A 25,617-nucleotide genomic window follows, 5' to 3' on the forward strand; every position below is an offset into this window, starting at 1 on the left:
ATTTTGTTTGTAGCCGAAATTGCGCCCCGGATTGCAACGGAAACCCCGGAACAAGCGCAGGGAAAGCAAAGGCGTGAGGAATTGAAGTGGAAAGCCGGAAATGTGCGCCATAAAAAAAAGAGTTACAAATTAATGCAACTCTTTTTTTGTGGAGGATATCGCCCCACTTTTGCGGTATTTAATGAAATTTAACGAAATCTAAAATAATTATATTGCTGATTATCAGTATTTTAAATAATTTGTATTTTTAACACTTTCATACTATTTCAATTAATTATACATTTACAAGACAAATTTTCACAACTTGTCTTGCGATGTCAACACTCCATTATAAATACAGATCTACAAAAAATAAAGGCTACTTAACCGCGCGGTTTCAGTATAGGATTGACTTTGGCGAAAAACCAAAAGATATCTACTTTGACGCACTTTTGGAAGATAAAAGATTTTTTGTTGACAAAGAGTACTTTAGCAAGACATATAAAGACCCAATTTTAAGAGAAAAGGAAAAAAATTCTAAAAATTTAGATAAAAGAAAGGTAGCATCAGATTTAGATGCAGAAGAAAACATCATCAGAAACTTAGTGATAGATCAATTTAGAGCGATTGAAAACCCAGAAACTTTAACCAAAGAATGGTTTAAGGATATTATCAGCGAATATTTACATCCAGGCTTCAAAAAGAAGAAATATCAAGTAAAAATTGTAGGAAACGATCTGATTGCAGTTCTTGATCATTATAAAAATTACAAATCTAACTTGGCTTCAAATACTGTAAAGAAAATGGGTGTTGTTAAAAGTAAATTGGAGCGATATGAAAATGATCTAAACATCAAATTAAAAATCACGGATATAAATACGAATTTTCGAGATGAATTTATAAAATGGTCAAATGAAAACCAATACGCTTCTGGGACAATATCAAGAGATCTTACTTTTTTACGTACGATTTGTTACTACGCCTCTACCGAACTTGATTTAGAAATTTTTGACAAACTTGACCGTGTAAAATACAAATTAGAAAAAATAAAAAATCCTTTCACAGATAATCGTGATAATCCTGAGGAAATTTTGGAAGCTTACCTAACACCCGAAGAAATAGAGGAGATTGAAAAGAATAATGATTTGCCAGAATACTTGGACAATGCGCGAGATTTATTCTTAATTGGTTATGAAACTGGTCAAAGAATTTCTGATTATTTACGGTTCGATAAAAAAATGCTCAAAACCATCAATGGTGTTACTCTTATCAATTTCATACAGAAGAAAACACGAAAACAAATGCTTTTACCTTTAAGCAGTAGAGTGTTAAGAATACTTGAAAAACGCAATGGTGAGTTTCCACGAAGAATTTCTGATCAAAAATTCAATGATTATATTAAACTTGTTTGTGAAAAATCAAAAATTACACAAACAATTTTAGGAGTAAAAAGAATAAAAGTATTAGTAGATCCAAAAGATGAAGAAAGCGGAATTTGGCGTGGAGTTCCAGGCTATTACTCAAAAAAGGATTTAATTGCGGGACACACTGCTCGTAGAAGTTTCTGTACCAATCACTATGGAGTTTGGCCAACCTCAGATATTATGTATTTCAGCGGACACAGCACCGAAGCAATGTTGCTACAATATATTAAAGCCAAACCCATCGAAAGAGCTTTGCAGATATTTAAAAACCTTAAATAAATACAAACATGAATGCATTTATAGGTTTGAATGATGAAATAAGGGAGCTAATTACTACATTGGATAAATCAGACATTAGTACTATTAAAAATTATTTATCCGATAAAGATCTGTCTGAAAAATACATTTCAGCTTTAAAAACTGAATGCAATAAGATGGCGCCTACTGAAGCACTTTTCTACCTTTTACGAACAGCAGAAAATCAACTTTTCATCACTAAAAAAGTTAAAGGAATAAAGGGCTTATCTACTCTTCTTAACGTAAGCGTAAAAACCGCTCAACAATTAAAAAACTCGGGAAGTATTGACCAAGCAATTATTTATGAAAAATCGAAACTATATTTTAACGAAGACGAAATTTTGGAAATTTGCTTGCCGAAAAAAAAACCTTGGAAATCTTTCAAATTGAGGGAAAACGTAGATGAAGAATTTATCAAATTGTGGGCGAATTTTTTGAAGTAATTTGTCAGTTTTGCACTGTGTTCTTTAATAATTTTAACTTTCACAAAACCATTTCAATTTATATTTAAAAAACACCTATCGGGTATAAAATTTCTATTTAGTATAATTTTATACCCTTTTGGGTACAATATCAAAAATTTTCTTATCTTTATACCCGTAGAGGTATATTATGAAATCGCTTTTATAATATTTGTACACAAATACTCATGAAGTTAAGCGATTGCATAAGACATTAAAAAACGAATAAATACTTATGAAGAATTTAAGTGATTTTGTGAAACAGAAAAGGAAATCAACCGGACTTACACAGGAAGATTTATCCTTAAAAGCTGGAGTTGGTTTGCGATTTATTCGTGAACTAGAACAAGGCAAACCAACTTTGCGAATGGATAAAGTGAACCAGGTTTTATCATTATTCGGACATGAGTTAACACCAACTAAAATAGTAAATAATGAAGAGCGGTAAAGTTTTTATGCACAATCAACTTGCAGGAATTATTACGGAAGACAGTGAAGGTTATCATTTTCAGTATGATTCTGAATATCTAAATTCTGAAAATCCGGAACCAATTAGTCTTACCCTTCCAATTCAGCAAGAAATATACACTGATCTTAACTTATTTCCATTTTTTGACGGCTTAATTCCTGAAGGTTGGTTGCTGGATATTGCACAAAAAAATTGGAAATTAAATCCACGTGACAGAATGGAAATTCTTCTAAAAACCTGCCAAGATTGTATCGGTGCGGTTTCAATTCAAGAAATAGCACGAGATGAAAATTAGATGTTTATACTGTTATAAAATCATTGACGAAACTGAACGGAAAACTCCTGCAGGAAGATCAGACTATCACCCGAAATGCAGCAGAAAGTTCTTTGGAACTTTAGAACCACCCATATTGGATCTTACCGATGACAAAATAAAAGAATTTGCTGAACAAATCATCAAAACACAGCGATCTGTAACAGGTGTACAGCCAAAACTTTCTCTTGAAATTAGTTTGGATGAAAATAATTCACGAAGGTTTACCATTGTAGGTGTTTTGGGAGACTATATTTTAAAACCTCAAACTAAACAGTTCGCAAATCTCCCAGAAAATGAAGATTTAACGATGAATTTGGCTGAAATTTCAAAGATTAGAACGGTTGAACATTCTTTGATAAGATTAAAGTCTGGTCAATTAGCTTATATCACAAAAAGAGTTGACCGAAACAAAAAAGAAAAACTACACATGGAAGACATGTGTCAGTTAACAGAACGGCTTACCGAACAGAAATATAAAGGTTCTTATGAACAAATTGCAAAAAAAATAAAGCAATATTCAGTAAATTCTGGCCTTGATATTGTTGATTTCTACGAACTGGTATTGTTCAGTTTTCTAACAGGAAACAACGATATGCACCTTAAAAATTTTTCACTTTTAAAAGTAATTAAGGAATATTCCCTTTGCCCTGCTTATGATCTTGTTTCCTCCCAATTGGCAAATGAAGATGATGATGAAGAACTCGCTTTAACGCTAAACGGAAAGAAGAAAAAAATCACGAGAAAAGATTTTGAACTTTCTATGGCCAAATCTGGAATTGAACCGAAAGTAATTGAAAATATATTTGGAAAATTTGAAAAATTGCTTCGAAAATGGTTAAAATTTATAGAGCATAGTTTTTTGCCTGATGAAGAAAAAACAAGATATACTGATCTTGTGAAAACAAAATTTGGAATTATTTATCATTAAAAGACACTGTCCCGCAAAGTGTGTAAGTTGAAAAGTTTAAGACTTGAGTTTTTTATAACTTGAGCCTTTCTTCAAATATAAGCATAAATTGATTTAATACGATTCCCCAATCTCGAATCGGCATTGTCCATTTTTTTGTTGCTTCTCTTAAGGCAAGGAAAACTGACTTTAAAACCGCATCATCAGTAGGAAAAGACATTTTATTTTTAGTATATTTTCTTATTTTTCCGTTGAGATTTTCTATTAAATTGGTGGTGTAAATGATTTTACGGATTTCCACCGGAAATTCGAAAAATACCGTTAATTCATCCCAATTATCTCTCCAGGATTTGATGGCATACGAATATTTAGATTCCCATTTTTCTGCAAAATCATTTAAGGCGGCTTCTGCGGCTTGCTTGGTGGGAGCGTTGTAAATGTGTTTCATGTCGGAAGTAAAGGCTTTTCTGTCCTTCCAAACTACGTATTTACAAGCATTTCTAATCTGATGCACCACGCAGATCTGAGTTTGAGATTGTGGGAAAACACTGCGAATAGTTTGGGTAAATCCATTGAGATTATCCGTTGCAGTGATTAGTATATCTTCTACGCCACGTGCTTTTATGTCAGTTAAAACGCTCATCCAAAAACTGGAACTTTCGTTTTTTCCAAGCCACATTCCCAGAACTTCTTTTCTTCCATCCCGTCTTAAACCAACGGCAAGATAAATGGTTTTGTTGATAACTTTTGAGTTCTCACGGACTTTAAAAACAATTCCATCCATCCAAACAATGAGGTATAAATCCTCTAGTGGCCGATTTTGCCAAGCGACAATCTCACTGGAAACCGCATTGGTAATCCTGGATATTGTGGATGTTGAAACATCAAAATCATACATTTCCTTGATCTGATCTTCAATATCACTTACACTCATTCCTTTGGCATAAAATGAGATGATAACATTTTCCAAACCTTCAATAATATTATGCCTTTTGGGAACTAAGGCTGGCTCAAAAGTACTTTCCCTATCCCGCGGAACTTTAATTTCATCTTCGCCAAAAGAGGTTTTTATCTTCTTGGTTTGATGGCCATTGCGATAATTTCCGTCTTTTGTTTTTTGATGTTTCTCGGTATCCAGATGGTCATCTAATTCGGCTTCGAGCATATGTTCTACGGCTCGTTTGTGCATTGTTTTGAAGAAAGAGGTTAAATCTTCTCCACTCTTGAAGGATTTGTAGAAATCCTTGTTGTTTAATAATTCTTCTTTGTCGATCATAACTGTATAAAGTTTAAAAATAGTAAAAAGTTATTTCCGAAAAAGTTTTGAGCTTTTGAAGGCTCAAAATTTTTCAGAATAATTTTTCAACTTACACAGTTAGTGAAACACTACCCATTAAAATTTTGATTGTCTTTAAATTTTAAAAAACAAGATTTAAAACTAATAGATTTTACTCAACATACCAGATAAACCTTGACAGTTAAATTGTACAAAGTTAATTCCTAAGTATGTATTTTCTCAACTACAGAACCCTGTTAAATGATGTGTCGGAATTTCCGACATGTTGCTTCTTGAACCAGTTCGTTTTCCGAAAACACATTTTGAATCTGTTCTGTAATTGTAGTTCTTCCTTTCCCAAACAATTCTGCCATCTGCGCTTGTGTAAGCCAAACCGTATCCTCCTCAAATTGCACATTGATTTGAGTAGAGCCATCATCAGCTTTGTAGATTTCTATTTTATTTTCTGTATTCATCAGTTATAAATGCACAGTAAATTTCCGATATATTCTTAAAAATTGAAAAGTTTTAAACTTGTTTAATATAGAATTTCTTACGAAAAGTGGAAACCGTTTTAGTAAAAAACTATTCGTTGTCTCATTCATCAATTTCTTTCAAAGATTCAGGAGTGTTAATTTCCCCAATGATTTCTTTTCCTTAATTCTAAAGTATTTTTATCTACTTCATCAAGCAAACTATCATCAACATTTTTTGAAGGGTCATACCAATCTAATTTTTTCTTAGCCCATTCTAACCAATTTTTATCTTCTGGATTCACTTGCTTTTTGTAATCATAAAACTCTTTTAGAACCATAAACTTTTTCCACCTTTCGGCTTCATTATAAAAATTGATAAATCTTTGATATTCGTCTTCTTTTAGTTTTCTTACAATTTTTCTAATTTCTTCTTCCTCTTTTCGGCCTGCGTGGTGAATTGCAGATAAAAATCGCTCTTGTTTCTCTTTTTCAAAATTATGTGCAACACGCAAAAGTATTTTTCGCATCTTCTTTTCCATTGGTTCAGTTGCCGTATCTGTAAATTCCGCCATCCTATAACTCTCTCCAATTCTCAACATTAATTTTCCATTTGGAAAAAATAACCTTCGCTCCCAATTGTAGTTTCCTTGCACAACTATTTTGGCTCTGCTTTTTTCCGTTAAACTGATTTTCTTTTTTTCTCCTTCATCATTTTCAATAATAAGTCCTTGTAAAGTACAATACACTTTAAATCCTAAAATTCTAAAATTTTTTATGAGCACATCTATAATTAGGAGAGTTCTACTAAGGTTATCTTTAGAAATTACTACATCAGGAACTTCCAAATTATAACTGGATGATATAACGTTTTCACGTTGACCATTAGATGAAGGTTTTTTCTTGATTAAATCCTGCTTTAACGCCTTAGTAATTTTGTCAGGATTGTTTAATTCATCAGGAACAATAAAAATTAAATCAGGAAATTCTGATAATGAATCCCTAAAGCTCTCTGATGATTTATCTTCAAATGGCTTTATTTCAATGATTATATTGATCTCATCTTTTGCCGGTAATTTTGTTTTAATAACTTTTTTTCCAAATTTTACTTTGCTCCAATATCCTGCTATCGGCAAAGGAATATTATGCTTAATGCAAATTTTTCTCAATCCATTGTCGGATAGATTATACTCCTTACACAATTGCGTTAATGGAAAAGACCATACTTTTTCGTACAATTCTTGTCTGCTAATTTTGATTGAATTTTTCATTGCGCCTTAAATTAATTGTAAGTACAATAGTAAAATTAGCGAAAAACTTGAAAGCGTAAAAAATAGAAAAAAAAACACTATTTATTTCAAAATTTTCCAAACAAAATTAGTTCGTAGCTTTTAAGACAAGCAATAAAGCTATATTCAATTACCGCAAAAATGATTTAATTTGTTCGACTATTTCATCTTGCCAAAAACCAATTTCATCTACGGTCTTAACATGTACGATACTGCACTCTTTTAAGGATATCTCGGCTTTTATTTCTGTATTAAAATAATTTCCTCTTTTTATAAAATGTTCTTCTCCAGGATAAACGAGTGCAGTTTTTGTTGCATCATAATATTTATGATAAACATACATCTGTCTTAAATCTTCCGGAGAAGGATTTCTACCGTTAAGATTCTTCCATTTTGTGTCCAGTACAATAGTTTCTTGCGTTATTCTATTCTTTAAGATTAAGTCAGGGCGCATTTTTGATAAACTACCCTCTGTGGGTTTCCAAAAGTATTTTGTCACTTGAGAGGTGATCTGGTGCGTTTTCATCTTTTTATGAAGAGTCATAAAGATGAATTGTTCCCAAAGGGAATTCATATCAAACATTAATGCTAAAACATTATTCTTTCCCTTTGACAAATCTGGATGGTAGTTGAGTAAAACCAATTTTGCAATTTCTAAAGCGGTTTTGTAATGAATATTTTTCCGATCATAATTTATTTTGGAAAAAACGGTTTCAGAAATTTTTATATTCGATACCTCTGGAAAATCCAAAAGCAATGTTCCAATTTTACTTTTTAACGAATTTGTAGTATTAATTTGATTAATAAGATTCAACGCTTTAAATAAAATTTGATGAATTAAATGGTCTTTGTCATAGTGTGAATATTTCACATAGAAACGCTCCTGATGAGTACAGTTTTTTGAAATATGTTTTGAAAATTGCAAGGAACCTTTTAGAGATTGTAAATTGACATCAGTTTGACTGTATTTTTTAATGAGGCCACGATGAAAAATAAGTTCTAGTTCATTGATGAAAAGTTCAAAATACAAATCCAAAATTGAATTGGATTTAAGTTTTAGAGTTGAAGATCCAGTAGATTTCACATTAAACCCCCAAACAGTTCGAATCATATCAATGAGTAAACCCCTCCATTTTTCTTCACCGTTTTTGTCGGCTTTGGGAAGGATTTCAATTTTAGTTCTTCCAATTTGTAATACGCCAACATATTCATTAAACTGAACTCCATTTTTAATGAGTTTGAAAAAAGGCGAATAATTACCGTAATAATTTTCCAAAGCATCATGCAGTTTTTTTTCATCCTCATTTTTGAGGTTGAAAATTAATTTCTCATGTTCAAATCTTACGATGCTTTTTAGATTCATGGAATTTTATTTCATTAATTCTGAAAGAGCGATTTCGAAAGCATTTTTATTATCGGAATGATCGATAATTGTATAACTTTCCTTTTCGTCATACTGGTCTTTTCCGTCATATTCAAAGTCTGCGAAAACAGAGTCATTCTCAGTTTTCTGAACAAAGCCATTTCCTAAAACCAATCCTATTTTTCCGTGATCTCCAAAAAAATACTCTTTCAACAATGGAATAATATTTTTATAAAATGACTTGATAATTGAATTTTCATCTTTATGTAAAAAGTAAGCGTGACCGATTGAATGGTCACTATCTAATAATTTTTCTATTCTTAGATTAATTCTTTTTAAAATATCAGATAATTTAAAACCGTAGACTTCATCTTGCAAATCCTCAAGATGATACAAAGGTGGCATTTCTTCAAAAACAAATCTTCGTCTGAGTGCAGAATCCAATGCTTCCACACTTCGGTCGGCGGTATTCATAGTTCCGATAATATAGAGATTGGAAGGTACACCAAAGGGTTTTTTGCTATATGGCAAAATAATTTCTAGCTCTTCGGGCATCCCAATCCTTTTATCTTCTTCAATCAAAGTAATTAATTCCCCAAAAATTTGCGAAACGTTTCCACGATTGATTTCATCGATGATAAGAACACAAGGTTGATTAGACGGAATGTATTGTTTATTGGTGTGATTATTTTTCAACCAATTATTTATATAATTTAATACAGACCAATATGCTGTAGAATTCATACCTCCGATCACTTCTCGAAACTCTTTATCTATGTTTTTTACAACAGTTAAATTTTGTATTTTTTCCTGAAGTTTCTTCATTCTATTGAATGAAACTACATATTCTTTTTCTCCAAGATTATTTGTAAGTCTAAGATTTCCATTTTCGGTTAAATCTTTTACTAAAAAACCCTCCTTAGATGATAATGTATTTAGAAAAAATTTGTCATTTGTTTCACTTTTTGTGATTAGACTTTCCCATGCATCTTCAAAAGTAAAACCGTAATTATCCGAAACGGTATGTTCATTCTTGCAATTTTCTGCAATCTTTTTAAAAATTCCCTCATGCACATTATAAATAACGGTACGGGAACCGTCTATTCCATCTTCAATTTCCGGTTTTATTCCTTCAATAAAATCTTCATAACTCATACTTTGATGAAAAGTAGTAAAGACTATTCTTCCGTCTACAACATAATCTTTAAATCTATTATGCAACGTAATTCTTCCCTCATTTAATTCTTCATCTGATAAATCTTCGTCTGTTTTACCTTCAATAATTGCCAATGACTTATTAATAGTGTTATAAGTTTTACCTGTTCCAGGTGGGCCGTAAAGAATTTGATTCAATGGAATATTAGGGTTTATAATAAAATCAACAAATAATTCTTCCTCATCTTCCTTTTTCTCACCCTTACTTTTTTCAATGTATTTTTGGTCAGAATATTTCTCAATTCTATCATGCATTTTAGAAATCATTTTCTTTTGATCTTCTTTAGAAAATTTATCTCCAATGAAATCAGGATTATTAGATTTGAAAAGTGCAAGTTGCTCATCAATCATTGGAATTATTTTATTGATCATATTTTCAAGATCATCTTTCATTTCTTCAAAATCTGAATATTTTGGCGTAGAATAAGCACCAAAGAATTCCATTTTATTTTTATCCGAACCTACATAAACATTGTCAAAATCGCTTTTAACTTTTTCTTTTAAGCTTCTGATGAATTCTAACGCAAGTCTATTCTGCTTATCATGTGGTGTTTTAGTCTGATTAAACTGTACAAAAAACTCAATTTTTTTCTTTCGCAGATCAATTACTAAATTAATGAGATCACCCGAAGATCCTGGGTAAGCAACTGGAATAAACCAAAAAGTTGTGGAAAAGTATTTTGACTTTTCTGTTCCTATAAAGTAATTTAACTCTGCACCTTTGTTCGCTTTCTGGCGTAAAGAAAAAGTAAAATTTTGATCTCTATCATGTTTAGCTTTTAACCAATCATAAACTTTTATTTGCAAATCTTTATATAAACTCATTTTAATATTTTCTATATTAATTACCTATTCTTCTTAAAATTCTCCGCCTGCTCCAACACATTTTTATACACGTCGTCTTGTGTTATTGGTGGGTAACCAAATTGATGAAGTTTTACAATGATATCCATTTTTAACTGCGCTTTGATATCGTCTCTTTCACTCCAGTCCGGATATTTTGCAGCATCATCTACAATGTGTTTTATTTCACGGGCTAATTCCCGCATTTTCTCCTGGTCAAATTCAAAACCATACTGACGGCAGATGGCGTCAAGAATGTCATAGAAGGCTTTTTCCTCATAATCAATTCCCAGATCTTCAAATGAGGCCATCTCCTTTCGCAACTCTAAAATCAAATCTAAAATTTGTTCCGACGTATCGGTTTGAATTCCGTCATAATCTAAAATATCGCGCTCACTTCGCTCATTGTAGCGGTTGATGATACTTTGTAGGCGGGCAGAAAATTCGATACCCTTCATTTTATTTACTTTTTTAAAATCCGAAATAGTCTGTTTTAATAATCGCTCCAGAATTTTAATTTTGGTATTTGGCAATTCCAGTTGGCTGATCTTTTCTAAAAACTTATCATTAAACAAATCAATTGCGTTGGCTTTATTATCATCCAATTTGAAAATTTCTTCTACCCCTTCAGAAATAATGGCATCTTCTACCATCTTGCTTACTTTTTCATTCATCTGGGCAGTATCGGGAGCTTCGCCTTTGGTTAATTTTACGACAATGGATTTGATGGCAAAATAGAAATGGATCTCATCAATTTCCCGTTCTGTAAAATCATTTGCACCACATGCTAAATTGTAAGCACTTTTTAATTTCTTGGTTACTTCTACAAAAAATTGTTCTGATTTTTCAGTTTGCAAAACGAGTTCAGACGCTTTGTTCAGGCATTGCAACTGATCCACAGGATTTCCCTCAAAATATTTTGAAGAATCGAATTGATAGAAAAACTGGCGAAGCAAATCCAATTGATCTTTAATCAGAATAATGGCTTTATCAATATCTTCGAAATCATCGGCTGCACTGGAATTGAACATTCCTAAGGCATGATTCAAGTTCTTTTTAATCCCGATGTAATCTACCACAAGACCTTTATCTTTCCCTTCATATTTTCGATTCACCCGAGAAATAGTCTGGATAAGATTATGCGTTTGCAATGGTTTGTCAATATAAATGGTATCCAAAAACGGCACATCGAAACCTGTGAGCCACATATCAACGACAATTGCTATTTTAAAGTTGGAATGAAGCTGTTTAAACTGAAGGTCTAAATCTTTTCGGCCTTCTTTATTTCCTAATAGATTCCACAAATCTTCGTCGTCATCCTTATTACGGGTCATGACCATTTTGATGCGTTCGATAGGCGCCACTTCCTTTTGCTCTTTTGGAGAAAGGTGATCAGGTGTTTTCACTTCATTCCAGTCAGGACGAAGTGCAATAACTTCCTTAAATAATTTATAGGCAATTTCTCTGGAGGCGCATACAAACATAACTTTGCCTGCGACAGTAGCATTTTCAGCCAGCCTATTTTTGTAATGGGTCACGAAATCCTGTGCGATGGCTTTTATACGATCTCTGTCTCCTAAAACGACTTCCATTCTGGCAATAGCTTGCTGACTTGCTTCCACATGATATTCCGAAGCGCCTTCCGCTACTGCATTTTCATAATATTTTTCAATCTCTACCACTTTTGAATGATCGAGATTTACTTTGGCAGCGCGTCCTTCATAGACCAAACGTACGGTAATTTCATCATTTACCGATTCAAACATGGTGTATGCATCCACTACCTCTCCGAAGACGGTGAGGGTTTTATCTATCGGTGTTCCGGTAAATCCTACATAGGTTGCATTGGGTAATGAATCATGTAAATATTTGGCAAAACCGTAAGATTTTGTAACGCCGTTTTCGTCAATCTTCACTTTCAAGTCCAAGTTCACCTGACTGCGGTGTGCTTCATCAGAAATACAGATAATATTGGTTCTGTCCGAAAGTATTTCCAAATCCTCTTCGAACTTTTGTACCGTGGTCAGGAAAACGCCGCCGCTTTCTCTCCCTCGCAATCGGGATCTTAAGTCCGCACGAGAAGTGATGTTGATGATATTTTCATCACCGATAAAATCCTTAGCGTTAGTGAAATCTTTTGATAACTGATCATCAAGATCGGTTCGGTCTGATATAATCACAATCGTAGGACTTGAAAATAAGGTAGAACGCATGAGCAAACGAGCCAGAAATAACATGGTGTAACTTTTCCCACATCCGGTCGCGCCAAAATAAGTTCCCCCTTTTCCATCACCTTCAGGTTTGCGGTGTTTCAATATATTCTTAAAGAGTTTATTTGCTGCATAATATTGTGGATATCTGCTCAGGATTTTCAGTTCATGTTTTGAAGTATCCGGGAACAGGATAAAATGATGAATGATATCGCACAACCTTTCCTGATTCATCATTCCGTGAACAATAGAAGTTGTGGTATCAATACCGGTTAAAGCTTTTTTCTCGTCGCCGGTAATTTTATTCCAGCCATAGAAAAACTGGTAGGAAGAGAATATTGTTCCGGCTTTGTTATTTACGCCGTCGCTGATGACGCAAAAAGCATTGTATTTCATCAGCTCCGGAATATCTCTTCTGTACCTTTTTGTTAATTGCTTGAAGGCATTATGGATGCTAATATCTTCTTCGATGGTGGTTTTGAATTCGAAAACAACCACCGGAATTCCGTTGATATAGATAATCAAATCTGGGATACGGAGTTCTTTGCCCTGTATTTCTAACTGATTGACAATTTTAAAAGAATTATTTTTTGCTAAAGTTTCCGGATCTATATCCAGATACCGAATATGTAAATCTTTTTTAGATGGATCATTCCGCTTGAAAATTAATCCGTCTGCCAGTAATTTGCAAATGTATTTATTGCTCTCATATAGGTTTGAGGCAGATTGAAAAGCCAGCTCGTTGATGATTGTTTCCAGTTCAAGATCCTCTAAATCCGGATAACGGTTCAGCAAAAATTTACGCAGGTCTTCTTTAATCAATACTTCCTGATTGTTTTTGCGCTGGATATGCTGACCAGAAACGTAGGTGTATCTTTCAGTTTTCAGAAGATGGATGAACGCCTGTTCGAGTTTAGATTCGGTGTATTTCATAATTCGTTAGACTTTATTAAATCGATCTTGAATGGTCTTTATCCGTTCCAGCAATTTTTCCCACGGCAGACTTTCTCCAGCAATCATATTTTCCTGCATTGTTTTGTAGTCGGCTTCCCAGTTTTTGAGTACTTCAGCAGGAGGCAAAATGCTTAATTTCCCTTTTTCGTGATTGGAATAATCGATTCCACGTAGTGGCGTAATCGTTTTTCTATGGTGAACGATTGTTTCGAAAAGTTCATGATCACGTATAGCAGTTTCACCATATTCTGTGTCCATGATTTTCTCTAAATCATAAAGATGTCTTGTAAGACGATCGGTTCGGATTTTATCTCTTTGTTTTGAAAACTCTTCATGTAATAATAAAGTTTTTTCAATAAAAGTTCTGGTGGGAATCACTACTTGAACATCAAAACTTGGCTCAGAAAATGGAAGTTCAGCATATTGCTCATCAATAAATGAGAGTACAGGTTTTTTTTCCATGGGTTCAGTCAAAGATCTTGCACCCATTTCCAATAGCACCCGTTGCTGGATATAAGCATTGCTGACAGGCACCACAGAGTTATAATAAACTTCCAAAGTATTTGGATCACTTGTGTCATCAATTACTTCATTGTATTTGATATCATACTGACTATTATCAATTCCTAAATTTGACAGCTGAAGTATAAGTTCTTCACGGAATTCATTAATAATAAATCCACCAGATGCTTTTCTTAATTTCTTAATCTTTGATTTTGAATCCAATTCCTCAAATCCTAATAAGTGCCTGTCGATAATTAAGTCTATATCTTCCGAAAAACGATCGATCAGATTATAAACTTTACTTAATGAAGTTCCGCCTTTGAAGATAATAGAATCTGCGTATTGAGATTGGAAAACAGCTTTAAGGATGATACAAACCCACCAGTCTTTTTCAATAACAAATGCGGGCAAAGCTAAAGCGCTTCCTGCCTGCTCTAAAATCTGAATTTTTTGTTTTTCCTCGAGATTAATCCACATCCTTTGTTGATTGATAAAGGTTATTTATATTTTTCTGAATCCAAACCGGAGCGTATTTCAATTGTGACTTTATCGTTTCTTTAGTTAATTTTTTAACTGCAGGTTTAATTCGATGTAGAAAATCAGCTGACACTTCTTTTTGGCCAATTTCTTTGAAAGCTTGAACGATGAGATGTAATAATTCATCTTTGATCGCAAAACTTTTTGGAGTTGTTCTTTTAAATCTAACAGAACGTTTTCCTATTTTTATTTCTCTGGGTGAGCCATCGGTTAGATATACTGCTTTTAAGGGTACCTGACTGCTTAATCCTAAAAGGAAAAGTGCTAAAACACCAGTTGGGGCAATTAGAGATTTGTCTCTCTTGGCAATTTCTTTAGCAACCTCTTCGGTGTTAGGATAAACAGTTCCTAATAAAGAATCTATTTTAGGTTTTAAGTAGATGCCATGCGCAATTCTTTCTAAAACACCTTCTTTCTCCAAACGGGAAAGCACCTGACGAATATTTTCAGATGAACCATATTTTGAGAAATCATCAGCGAAAAATAATTCGCCACGTGATGATTTCATAATCTTATTTTCTATTTGACTTTTAGAGGTTTCCATTGATTTTTAAAAATGAATCTGTCACAAATTTAGTAAATATTTGTGACAGATCTAGTATTCTATTTTAAATTCGGTGTACTTCACTCTTAACTTCTGTATGTTCTATTTTTGGCTTTTTTATAACACATCTTCTTAACGTGTTATGATTTTCGCTGTTTTGTAACATGTCTGAAGAAGGGTTTTTTTATTGCAATTCTTTATAACCTACTTTAAGTAAGAAATCTGTTTCTGAATATTCTATACAAAATAGATAGATTACAATGTGCTTATTTATCCGTATTTTGGAAAATAAGAAGTTTTATGGTTTATTTTATTTTTATTTAAAAGATGCTTATCCGAAAAAGCAAGAATGGGCATCTTCTTTTATTACGTTTAGCAACTCTTGTAGATTGGTAGCGGTAGGAAAAGGTTCGTAAATTTCCCACTTTCCTGTACCACGCATCCAATATAGTTTGTATTCTTTTTGTGTTTTTGTATAACGGATTTTTGCAAACTCTGTATTCATCAACTCTTCTGGATGATCCCATTTTGGGCGAATCTCAAATAGAATAGCGGTATTATTTTGCCAGGAATAACCAATGTCAACCTGTTTACGGATTTCTAGATCCTGCGGACGTAGAGTTTCTATAAAGGTTTTTAAATACTGTTCTTGGATATTTATATTTTTTTGCTCCATCTCTATTTTTTTTAATTCAACTACTTAATGATGAGAGTACTAAAATTTAGTAAATATTTGCGACAGATTTAGTATTCTTTTTCTGATTGGTGTATTCATTTATTCTTTAGCTCTTCTAATACCAATATCTTTTGCTATTTCTTCTAATTTAGAACTATCTCCTCTCTTTTCGTTTAAGATATTTCTGAAACCTTCTTTTTGAGAAGAAGTGGTACTTTGATATAAATTCTTAATGAATAGTTTATTTTCCAATAAGATATCTATAAATTCTCCATCATTTAAAAAGCCATTTTTAATAATAGTTCTGAAAATATCTAATGAACTATCCAAAATATTATAATTTATAAAAATTGGAAGAATCCTTTTAGCTGTTTCCAGATCTAATTCTATTTGATTACTTAGAAATTGATCTCTGATATCTTTCAAAGTATTAACAATTGATAATTTTGAATTATTACTCTCATATTTAAGTAATATTTTCCACCAATTTTCGTCAGCTTCACCTTTTTCAATTTTATCCAAAAGTCGCTTCTTAAAAACATCAAGAGAGGATTGGGTTAGTGAATCACCAGATAAAAACTGAAAGTATCTAAAATGTATATCTGTATCGGCATCAAAAACAATGTTATAATCTTCATCATTTAGCCCATTAAATTCTGTGTTAAATTTATCTATAAAACTTTTTGAAATTGAGAATTGATCATAGGTAAAACAGTCTTCAATAAATATATCATCTAATTCGTCTAATTTTAATTTAGTTTTATCAACTGGCCATCTATCAAGTTCTTTTAGTAACGCTTCACCCGGTACATCTAATGATTCTTTTATTATTTTATATTTTTCGATAAGGTTATAAATATTTGCTGCTTTCGTCATTGGAGAATTCGAAAAAAGTGTGAGAACAATTTCCTTAAATAAAAGGCTTCCCTTAAAATGCCCTGAACTTAAAAGCAAGTCCCCATATGAGATGTAGTTGAGAATTGTGTTTCCAATTTCTATAGCTTTTACCTCATCATCACTAGCCATAATAGTATTAAAGGTACTTACATAAGAACTATTAAATTCCACTCCTTTGGCAATATACATGGCAATAAATTCATTCATCACAGGTAGTAATGATGAAACATTATTAGCATAAAAGGAATAAATCTTGGTATCATCTAAAAATTCTTTTAAAAATGTACTCTCACCATTAGTTGTTTCCTTTATTTTTAAGAAAATATCATTAGTTTTTTGGGCATTGTTTTGATCAATAGTTGTAATCAGATTCTCCTTTAAATGTAAGGAATAATCAGAAAGTTCAAAATTCTCACATAAAACATCTGTATGATTCAATTTCAAAATATCATCCATTATTAGTGCTGACATGTGAGCATCGACTTCTTTATTGCTACCAGATAATTTATATTTTGCATAATCAACTCCTTTATTTTCGATAACCTGAATTAAATTTTCGGCAGTTAGATTTTTAGAACGTAACAGCGGCAAGATTCTCTCCTCACCTAACACTTCAATTAACCTGTCTATAAGAGAAACGTATTCCAATGTATTTGATTCGTCGATTAGACCACTATATTCAACTAATAACTTTTGTAAGTATTGATCATCATCATAATTCTCAAGCAGAAGTAACTGCCACTCTTCGATCACGAGCTTTTCAACCTTAATTTCTTTATTAACTATTTTATAGTAGAAGGTTTCCCATGCTTGCGAAATTTGAGAAGTTGAAATACCTGTCTCATTTTCAATTTGACACAACGTTTTAATGGGATTTTCTAAAACTTCCAAATCCATAATTACCGAACTAAATATAGAATCTGCGAAATCTGATTTGCAAATAGAATTAAATTTCTCAATATCATTTTTATTTAGAGCTTCTTTCAATTCTTGAGTATAAATTAATTCAACAGCATCTTCAACATCAATATGATAAACGATACCAGTTAATTGCTTTCCAAAATTAGAATCATTATCATATATTGATTTTAGTCCACTTAGGTAATCAAGGACAGTAATCGCTAATAATGGATTGTGCAAAATTTCATCTTTTTTCAATACAAATATTGCGATATATCTTTCTTTAAAATTTTCATCTAAAAGTTTGATTGTCAAAATCTCATTAATGAAAGCAATAATCTCTCGCGGAGTTATCCTCTTACACAAAAATTCATAAATTTGTATTACCAATCGTAATTCTTCTTCTTCAAAATTGTGAAAAGCATTTTTCCATTGATTTTGAAAAAATTGCTTCCAGTCAGACATAATAGGCGGCGTAACTCTAAAAACAATATCAAATGTTTTGTTCACATAATCATCACCAAATGTCTTATCTTTTCCATCAGGATTTAATTCTTTAAAAGCATTCTGGATATGTTCTCTATCAAATGGAAGTATAACTTTGATATTTTGATAATTCTTTTCCGCAAAAAATATATGAATGGACGACCATATATTTTGAATATGTTTTTTTGGCAATCTGTCAAAATTGTCAAAAACTAAAACTATTTTTTTATTTAAATCCCCATCGATTTCTTCCATCCATTTTTGAAAATCTCTAACCGAAGGTTGGTTTTCCGAAATCGTTTCAATTTTTGTTTCTTCTTTTTGTTTATTAGTGTACACTTGAAAAGTTTCTTCTGCAGCAAAGCGAAATGATTTACAAAATCCCTTTTTATTTTTCCAACTCCTAAAAACATTATAAAAATAAATTCCAAAAACGATTAGTACAGGAAATGTAACCAAAACTAATTTCCAAAACCAAGATTCGATCTGAAGAAAATCTTTTAAAGAATCTTTGAACACATTTACAGTCGGGATGTAAATTATTGATAATAGACTAAAAATAAATCCAACACTTAAATATGGTTGATTAACCGTAGTAGTCTCTTTAGAATTTGCAAGAAGTATCTTCAACTTATCATCCCAATTTTTTTTATCACTTTTCTTAAGAACGTCCTTTTCATTTTTAATAAATTCAGTTAGTTCAACTAAGATTGCTTTCCTTTGCTCATCTTCTTGATGTCCCCAAACATCATAGATAAAAAATTTATGGGTCTCTAATAATTTCTTCTTTACCTGAAAAACAAGATTACTTTTTCCAGATCCCCATGCACCATCAATACCAATAATCTTAAAATCGTCTTCGTTGATAATTTTTTCGCTAATTACAGTAGCAATTTTTTCTTGAGATCTATTCTTAAATAAATCTTCGCCTAACGGTTTATTTGTTAAGAATTTATACTGATTATTCTTTTCATTAGTAGATTTGCTCTCCATTATAATTATTATTTGTGTTTTTATTTTCAATTACTACCGTAGTAATTACGTAACCTTTTATTGCTCCAACCTCTCCATTTACAAATTGAACAGTTTATAACTATACATAGCTTTATAAATTTTCTACGCCTCTGGTAATTTCAATTAGATCGATTATTTTATTTTTTACGATATCCTTCATATCACCATTCAAAATTGCTTTCATTGCATCAACATCCCAATTTGGATAAGTTGGAAATCTTACGAACGCAGCTCTGCCATTTCCCCCGCCTATTTTTTCCTTTATAAGTGGTAAAGAAGAAATATCAACCTGATCATTTTTTGATGAAATTCCAATAATTAGGTTTCTTAATCCTTTAGCACTAAATTCCATAAACACATTAAAATTTCTCCAATCAGGATTGGAAAAAGAAAAACCCGCCCATGAACTATTTACAAATTCTCCTTTTTCTGATAAAGAATTCAAATTTAATTCTTCACCAATTTCTTGTAACTGCTTTAAAAAAACAGTGTTGATTATGTTGTTTTTTACATTATCAACATTATCTGCAATTTTGAATACAGAGTCCAGATTTTCAAGAGTTGATAATTTATTAATTAATTCTTGATCCATAATTGCATTAGTATTAGAGTTGGTTAAGTTTTTTAAATGATTACTATACTGTATTAAAGTTTCTCGTACAACTGGAGAGCGAGCTGCGATTTCAACGCATCGATCAAGCCATTGAAGTACAGTATCACAATACGAAACTTGTACATACTCGACATTGGAAACAGTTGCCGCCTGAGATTCATTTCCCCAAAGGGTCAGATATAATAATTTAAATTTATCCGCAAAAGTTTGCTTACCATAATCACTATATCTCTTTAACTGCTCAAATTGATCAGCAGCATAAATTTTATTTTCTATAAGAATTGCTTCATTTGCGGAGTTCGTTAATAGAATATCTAACCGACCGAAACTTGTCTGATGTTCTCTTTTCACCTGAACGTTTTCATATTTAAATTCATAATCTGCAGGTAATACTTTTGAAAAAATTAGTGCTTGAATAAATGATTCTAAGAAAAGATGATTAAATTGATGAGTCGCATTTGGATTTAATAATTCTGCAATAATGGATGAATGTGTATTCTCATAATGGTTTACTCCACAGATACGAAACATATTAAATTGGTCATCACTTTTTTCGACTTTCAATTTTTTAATTTTATTAAACCAACTTACTTCTTCAAGAAGTTTCGAAATTTCATTCATTTTAAATTGTGTTTTAATTTACTTCTAATGTTGCCAATCGCGATAATAGTAACGATTGAAGTTGAGCGAGCTTATGAATTTGATTATTGAAGTTTTTTACTAATTGGAATATTGATTTAACGTACAAATCAAATTTCATCATTTTTGGTTCATCAATTCTAGGATATTTATATTTTAGTAAATAAGATTCATGAACCCTTTGTCTTCCAGAAGAACCAATCATCGTACTAATAGCATAAGTTCTAAAATTTTCATCTTTACAAAGACAATACACCCAATATGGACTGATAGAAAATTTTGGCCGAATAACTATAAACTCAGTAGATCCAAATGCAATTTCATTTTCTACCAAATAATTAACAAATCCAGTTTTTCCATTCTCAAGACAAGGCGTTATTCTCGCAAATAGTGTATCGAAATTTTGAAAACGTGAACCTCCCATATATTCTTTGATGATAGGCTGCTTAATAGAAAGGTGATTTTCTGATAAATCTCTCATCTCAGTATATTTTGCTTTCATTCCTTTTTTCATTGGTAATGATGGATTTGATTCAATATAATCCTTTATAAAAACCAGCTCTTCATTCCCACAATCCACAAACCAATGCTTGTATAAAGTTTGAGCCGTGGTTTCTAACTTCTCACAGATTTGCTCATTTACTTTTATTTTGTCGCTGATCGTGTAGTATTGCTTTACTAATTCTATTTGTTCTTCAATAGAAGGAATCGGAAGTTCAGTTTCACATAAATCTGCCCAATCAAAAGTTTCACGGGTGCTTCCATGAGAATGATAACGAGCATAACGGTCGAACTCAGGACGAGAGAACCACATCATTAAATATTCAGGCAATAAAAAGGTAGTATCTACAACTTCAAATACGACATAAATCTGCGAGACTAATGCTTTTTCATATTCGTCTGCTAAAGCAATCGAAATTTTTTCACCATTTCTAGAAGTAACTGTTCCGTAAGCAAACTGTCTTCTTTTTATAATTTTATAAACAGACATATCGGTCCCAATTGTATTGGCAATAGAAGGAATCAGTTTTTTAGTAATACTTACTCCCAAAAGAACCGTAGTTTCCAAATCACGATTTCGCTCGTTGACCTGTTGAATATATTCCCCTAATTTTTTATAACTCATATCCCAAAGATTTAAAAACGTTTTCTACTTCTCTTTTTAAATCTTTCTCCTGCTGAAACAATTGTTTTAAATCATTTTGCAATGATTCCATTTGTACATCGTAATCAATTTGTTCATCACGATTCACGAACTCAATATATTTACTTGGAACTAAAGAATAATCTTTTTTACGGATTTCTCCTAAGGTTGCACTATAAGAGTATTCCGGAATATCTTGATAGGTTTCCTGATGGCTTTCCTGCTGCCAATTGTGGAAGTTTTTAGCAATATTCGAAATTTCATCTTCTCCAAACTGGATGAATTTTTTCTCAAAAGGTTCGCCTTTTTGCCTTAAATCCAAAAACAGCACTTCGTTTTGGCGGTTTCTATATTTCTTAACATCATCAACCACTTCTACTGTTCTTGCCGTTTTATTCCGGTTCAGAATCCAAAGCGTCACCGAAATGTCAGTAGAATAAAACATCGCTCTGGGTAAAATAACAATCGCTTCTACCAAATCATTTTCAATAATCTGTTTCCGAATTTCATATTCCTCGCCACTTCCAGACAATGCTCCATTCGCGAGGATAAACCCGGCAACTCCGTTTTGAGAAAGTTTAGAGATCATAGTCAAAATCCAGGCGTAGTTGGCATTGGATTTCGGCGGAACTCTGTAGCCTGCCCAACGTGGATCATCGGTTAATTCATTTTCGGCGCGCCAGTCTTTTAAATTAAAGGGCGGATTGGCCATAATATAATCGGCTTTTAATCCGCGGTGTTGGTCATCGCTAAAAGTGTCCGCTGCTTTACTGCCCATATTGGCTGAAATTCCGCGAATAGCCAGATTCATTTTTGCCAGTTTGAAAGTGGTGTTGGTCAACTCCTGTCCGTAAATCGAAATGTCTTTTTGATTTCCTTTGTGTTTATCAATAAATTTCAGCGACTGCACAAACATACCGCCGGAACCGCAAGAAGGATCATAAATTTTGCCTTTATAAGGCTCTATCATTTCTGCGATCAGGTTTACAATAGATTTCGGAGTATAGAACTCGCCTTTTCCTTTTCCTTCGGCAATGGCAAATTTGCTAAGAAAATATTCATAAACGCGCCCCACAATATCCTGAGATTCATCTTTTAAAGTATCGATATTATTAATGGTGTCCAGCAAAGCTGAGAATTTGGACTGATCCAAACCTAAACGGGAAAAATAATTATCTGGCAATGCCCCTTCTAGAGATTTATTGGTTCGCTCAATAGTTTTCAGGGCGGAATCTACTTTCAGCGTAATATCTTCCTGCTTGGCATTTTCGATGATGTAAGTCCAGCGGGATTCTTCGGGTAAATAAAATACATTTTCTGCCTGGTAGAATTCCGGAATTTCCAGAAAAGCATCTTTGCCGTCTGCGAGTAATTCTTCTCTTCTTCGGAGGAATTTGTCGTTGGCAAATTTCAGGAATATTAAACTGAGGACAACGTGTTTGTATTCGGAAGGTTCCACAGAACCTCTTAATTTATTAGCGGAATCCCAAAGGATTTCTTCGGTGGATTTAGTTTGTATTTTTTTGGCCATTTAATTTTTACGTAATCTTTCAAAAATACGAAAAGAAAGTAAAGAAAAAGAGTCCGGACGAGATAAAATATTCCTAATGAAAATCTTTTTTTAAAATATAGATTAAGGTTTTGTTCTACCTGTTAATTTTATAACTCAAAATAAAAAATTGGAAATATTAATATTTGTGGATGTAGCCATTCACTTTGGTGCTACGATTGTAAATTCACACCTATATAAAATTTTGGTAGGTGAGCGCGTTATTACGGAGAAATAATATAACATAAGAAATTGATCAACAAATATTTAAACCTTATTTAACGATAGTTACTAAAGCAAAATGTCCAGTTTATTAATTAAAAAACTGGACATTTATGTATAAATATAAAAATCAGTGGTAAAGTAAACGAGAAACAATTATCTCTCAATCCTTTCCGCCTCATACCCATCCTTAAACCTCAAAAAATCTTCGGCTTTTTTAGGATTATTTTTAATCCACAATTGCATCAATTTAGTATTTTCACTCAAAACTTTCACCTCATTTTCATCATAGATTTTTTTTCCTTCCGAAGCAATTTCATTTAAAATATCTACTCTGATTTCACTTTTTGATCTAATGCTTTCTTTATACCAATTCGTGGCAAAGTTGATGGAAATAACTAATATTAAAATCCCTAAAATCATCGTTCCTAATCCGGACCATGAAACGATTTTCATTTCTTTCATTTTTGAATTTATCTTCTCAAAATCTTCTACTGTTTCTGGCGAAAGAACCGCTTCGATTTTGGTCGGAATATTTTTTAAGAATTCAGTTCTTTTTACAGATTCTAATTCATGAAATTTCATTGCATCTTCATATGTCTCGCCAACCGCTTCAAAATCTAATTGAGTCTGACCCATGATAGTTAAGTGATCTTCCAATGCAAATGCTAATTTTGAATAAATTTCAATTCTATTATTATTTGATTTTATATTGTCTTCGTTCGACCTAATCACCTTTTCTAAAAGTTCAAATCCATCAGATTTTGATTCTTCAATTTGATTATTGTTTTCCATTTTATATTTTTTTATCGTTTAAATTTTTTCTTCTTTTTCCACCATTCATCTTCCGCTTGTGAAACGTAATTTGGCTTTAGGAGTTCTTCAACTGTTTCCAAAGCAATTTCTAATACATTTTCATTCTTGCTGCTGGCAGGAAAAACTGATGATTGTGCGGTAGCATTTATTAATTTTTCAATGTTTTGAAAATTACCATCAGTTGCAGAAAGAGAAAATCCCTCGTATTTCTTGTAAAAGAAACCATCTTTCTGCTGATTGGAAGTTGTGGTCGCAACTCTTTTGATCCAGATATCATGAACTTGATTAATTTGATTGGGTCGGAATTCTTTTTTATACTGAACTTTCATCGCCCATCCTTGCCGATGCAGATTTTCCCGAAATTCTTTTAAACTGGGTTGAGTTTTTAATTCTTGAATTAATAAATTTTTTAACTCAAATATATTCTTGATCTCCGCTATTTTGAGATTTGATGTTATCTCCGAAAGTTTATAACCCGGCTTGTATTGTCGTTCGGTTTGGTGGTTGATGTCGCTTTCCAGAATAATTCGCATTCCCGAAATTCCAATCTTTTCATTTTTAGAAAGTTCTGTCAAAAAACCTCTTTTCCTCATTGCTGAAGTTAGGTCATCAAAATTATTGGAGTTCTTCAAGCTCTCAGTAAGATTTTTCAACATAAACGCCTTTTTTTCAATTCCAATCTCAACGTCAGTTTTAAGATTTCTCTCCTGACAAACTTTCCGAACCGCTTCACCGAAACGCTTTCCTACATCGTGTGCTTTTACGGTACACTTTCCATTGATATCAATTCGATTCACAACAAAATGAATATGTTTCTGCCTCGTGCTGTTGTGGATATCCAAGCGGTATTGATTTCTATCTGTAACTCCAATCTTCTGCAAAGCTTCAATTGAAATTTCAGTTAATTCTTCATCTGATAATTGCTTTGTGTTTTCAGTAGGTGGAGAAATATATCCAGTTAAAGCCCACTTTTTCACTTTTGAATTTCTGTCGGCTACCGTTTTCATTTCCTGGTATTGATATTCCGGATTGCTGCTTAAAAGAAAATTAGATGCTGCGGCGATTGCCATTCCTTTATCGTTCCCATTATATTCCAACGCAATTTTAGAAATCATTCTAGTTGTTGCTGAATTATTCATCCGCTATTTTTTGATTTCTTTTAGAATATAAATACTGTCGAATGAGTTCAATTATTTCTTCGATCTCCATAATAATTTTCTTTTTATTCGAGAAAACATTCCATTCATTGTGGCGCAATAAATTTTTAATCCTTTTAAAATTATTTCCGTATTCCAACAAGATTTCATCAGTTTTAAATTCGTTAATTTTCAGCACTTTTTCCTGGTAAACCATTCGGGCAAAAGTTGATAATTTCAGCTTGACTTTCTCGGCTTTTTTTAACTCAATTTGATATTCAATTTCAGTCATCCTGAAGGAAATTATTCTCGTTAATTGTGGATCAGATTTCTTTTTCAAACCACCCCTTCGACCTAAATCTTTGAAGTAATTTTTTCTTTTTTCAGCATTCAATTTTTGTTCATTTTCCTCTGTTGCTTTTTGCACAAATTTTTTAAAAAAATCTTCTTTCATGTTTTAATTT

At 32.3% G+C, this 25,617-nt stretch carries 22 protein-coding genes; 6 read left to right on the forward strand and 16 right to left on the reverse strand.

Features of this window, described 5'->3' with window-relative positions; all coding sequences use genetic code 11:
• Nucleotides 1-3: 3 nt before the first annotated feature.
• From EIB73_RS05610 to EIB73_RS05635, 6 genes are all read left to right on the forward strand, one after another.
• The gene (locus EIB73_RS05610) at nt 4-192 is read left to right on the forward strand and encodes a hypothetical protein (RefSeq protein ID WP_125023464.1); all 189 of its coding nucleotides are present in this window, start codon (nt 4-6) and stop codon (nt 190-192) included.
• A gap of 239 nt (nt 193-431) precedes the next feature.
• Nucleotides 432-1,682 (forward strand): tyrosine-type recombinase/integrase, encoded by a 1,251-nt coding sequence (locus EIB73_RS05615; protein ID WP_164467859.1) that lies wholly within the window; start codon nt 432-434, stop codon nt 1,680-1,682.
• A gap of 8 nt (nt 1,683-1,690) precedes the next feature.
• Nucleotides 1,691-2,143, forward strand: coding sequence for a DUF3853 family protein (locus tag EIB73_RS05620; RefSeq protein ID WP_125023468.1), 453 nt, complete (start codon nt 1,691-1,693; stop codon nt 2,141-2,143).
• A 253-nt stretch (nt 2,144-2,396) separates the two neighbouring features.
• Nucleotides 2,397-2,609, forward strand: a complete 213-nt coding sequence (locus tag EIB73_RS05625) for a helix-turn-helix transcriptional regulator (protein ID WP_125023470.1) — start codon at nt 2,397-2,399, stop codon at nt 2,607-2,609.
• Nucleotides 2,596-2,925 carry a HipA N-terminal domain-containing protein gene (locus tag EIB73_RS05630; protein WP_125023472.1) on the forward strand — a complete coding sequence of 110 codons (330 nt, stop codon included), beginning with the start codon at nt 2,596-2,598 and terminating at the stop codon, nt 2,923-2,925. The genes EIB73_RS05625 and EIB73_RS05630 overlap by 14 nt, the downstream gene beginning before the upstream one ends.
• Nucleotides 2,915-3,874: a HipA domain-containing protein gene (locus EIB73_RS05635; RefSeq protein ID WP_125023474.1), complete on the forward strand. Its 960-nt coding sequence runs from the start codon at nt 2,915-2,917 to the stop codon at nt 3,872-3,874. The genes EIB73_RS05630 and EIB73_RS05635 overlap by 11 nt, the downstream gene beginning before the upstream one ends.
• Before the next feature lie 52 nt (nt 3,875-3,926).
• On the opposite strand, the gene EIB73_RS05640 is transcribed toward EIB73_RS05635, so the two are convergent.
• The 16 genes from EIB73_RS05640 to EIB73_RS05715 all read right to left on the reverse strand — a co-directional run bounded on the left by EIB73_RS05640 (nt 3,927) and on the right by EIB73_RS05715 (nt 25,607).
• The gene (locus EIB73_RS05640) at nt 3,927-5,129 is read right to left on the reverse strand and encodes an IS256 family transposase (protein WP_125021533.1); all 1,203 of its coding nucleotides are present in this window, start codon (nt 5,127-5,129) and stop codon (nt 3,927-3,929) included.
• Between the two features lie 257 nt (nt 5,130-5,386).
• On the reverse strand, nt 5,387-5,605 hold the full coding sequence (locus EIB73_RS05645) for a hypothetical protein (protein WP_185144632.1): 219 nt from the start codon (nt 5,603-5,605) through the stop codon (nt 5,387-5,389).
• 155 nt (nt 5,606-5,760) lie between these two features.
• Nucleotides 5,761-6,873 (reverse strand): hypothetical protein, encoded by a 1,113-nt coding sequence (locus EIB73_RS05650; RefSeq protein ID WP_125023475.1) that lies wholly within the window; start codon nt 6,871-6,873, stop codon nt 5,761-5,763.
• A gap of 148 nt (nt 6,874-7,021) precedes the next feature.
• Nucleotides 7,022-8,254, reverse strand: a complete 1,233-nt coding sequence (locus EIB73_RS05655; RefSeq protein WP_125023477.1) for an McrC family protein — start codon at nt 8,252-8,254, stop codon at nt 7,022-7,024.
• 6 nt (nt 8,255-8,260) lie between these two features.
• Nucleotides 8,261-10,294, reverse strand: a complete 2,034-nt coding sequence (locus tag EIB73_RS05660) for an McrB family protein (protein ID WP_125023479.1) — start codon at nt 10,292-10,294, stop codon at nt 8,261-8,263.
• Nucleotides 10,295-10,314: 20 nt separating this feature from the next.
• On the reverse strand, nt 10,315-13,455 hold the full coding sequence (locus EIB73_RS05665; RefSeq protein WP_125023481.1) for a type I restriction endonuclease subunit R: 3,141 nt from the start codon (nt 13,453-13,455) through the stop codon (nt 10,315-10,317).
• Between the two features lie 6 nt (nt 13,456-13,461).
• The gene (locus tag EIB73_RS05670) at nt 13,462-14,457 is read right to left on the reverse strand and encodes a nucleotidyl transferase AbiEii/AbiGii toxin family protein (RefSeq protein ID WP_125023483.1); all 996 of its coding nucleotides are present in this window, start codon (nt 14,455-14,457) and stop codon (nt 13,462-13,464) included.
• Nucleotides 14,447-15,061 carry a DUF6088 family protein gene (locus EIB73_RS05675; protein ID WP_125023484.1) on the reverse strand — a complete coding sequence of 205 codons (615 nt, stop codon included), beginning with the start codon at nt 15,059-15,061 and terminating at the stop codon, nt 14,447-14,449. The genes EIB73_RS05670 and EIB73_RS05675 overlap by 11 nt, the downstream gene beginning before the upstream one ends.
• Before the next feature lie 331 nt (nt 15,062-15,392).
• Nucleotides 15,393-15,737 (reverse strand): DUF3024 domain-containing protein, encoded by a 345-nt coding sequence (locus EIB73_RS05680; RefSeq protein WP_125023486.1) that lies wholly within the window; start codon nt 15,735-15,737, stop codon nt 15,393-15,395.
• A gap of 99 nt (nt 15,738-15,836) precedes the next feature.
• On the reverse strand, nt 15,837-19,013 hold the full coding sequence (locus tag EIB73_RS05685; RefSeq protein ID WP_125023488.1) for a P-loop NTPase fold protein: 3,177 nt from the start codon (nt 19,011-19,013) through the stop codon (nt 15,837-15,839).
• A gap of 112 nt (nt 19,014-19,125) precedes the next feature.
• A complete protein-coding gene (locus EIB73_RS05690; protein ID WP_125023490.1) occupies nt 19,126-20,268 on the reverse strand; it encodes a PDDEXK-like family protein in 1,143 nt (380 codons plus the stop codon).
• A 13-nt stretch (nt 20,269-20,281) separates the two neighbouring features.
• Entirely contained in the window at nt 20,282-21,412 is a 1,131-nt protein-coding gene (locus tag EIB73_RS15095) for a restriction endonuclease subunit S (RefSeq protein WP_185144633.1), read from the reverse strand.
• On the reverse strand, nt 21,402-22,961 hold the full coding sequence (locus tag EIB73_RS05700) for a type I restriction-modification system subunit M (protein ID WP_125023492.1): 1,560 nt from the start codon (nt 22,959-22,961) through the stop codon (nt 21,402-21,404). The genes EIB73_RS15095 and EIB73_RS05700 overlap by 11 nt, the downstream gene beginning before the upstream one ends.
• Before the next feature lie 396 nt (nt 22,962-23,357).
• Entirely contained in the window at nt 23,358-23,996 is a 639-nt protein-coding gene (locus EIB73_RS05705) for a hypothetical protein (RefSeq protein WP_125023494.1), read from the reverse strand.
• Between the two features lie 11 nt (nt 23,997-24,007).
• On the reverse strand, nt 24,008-25,156 hold the full coding sequence (locus EIB73_RS05710; RefSeq protein WP_125023496.1) for a relaxase/mobilization nuclease domain-containing protein: 1,149 nt from the start codon (nt 25,154-25,156) through the stop codon (nt 24,008-24,010).
• Nucleotides 25,149-25,607, reverse strand: coding sequence for a plasmid mobilization protein (locus EIB73_RS05715; protein WP_125023498.1), 459 nt, complete (start codon nt 25,605-25,607; stop codon nt 25,149-25,151). The genes EIB73_RS05710 and EIB73_RS05715 overlap by 8 nt, the downstream gene beginning before the upstream one ends.
• Nucleotides 25,608-25,617 lie beyond the last annotated feature (10 nt).

Source organism: Kaistella carnis (genome assembly GCF_003860585.1).
Classification (GTDB): domain Bacteria; phylum Bacteroidota; class Bacteroidia; order Flavobacteriales; family Weeksellaceae; genus Kaistella; species Kaistella carnis.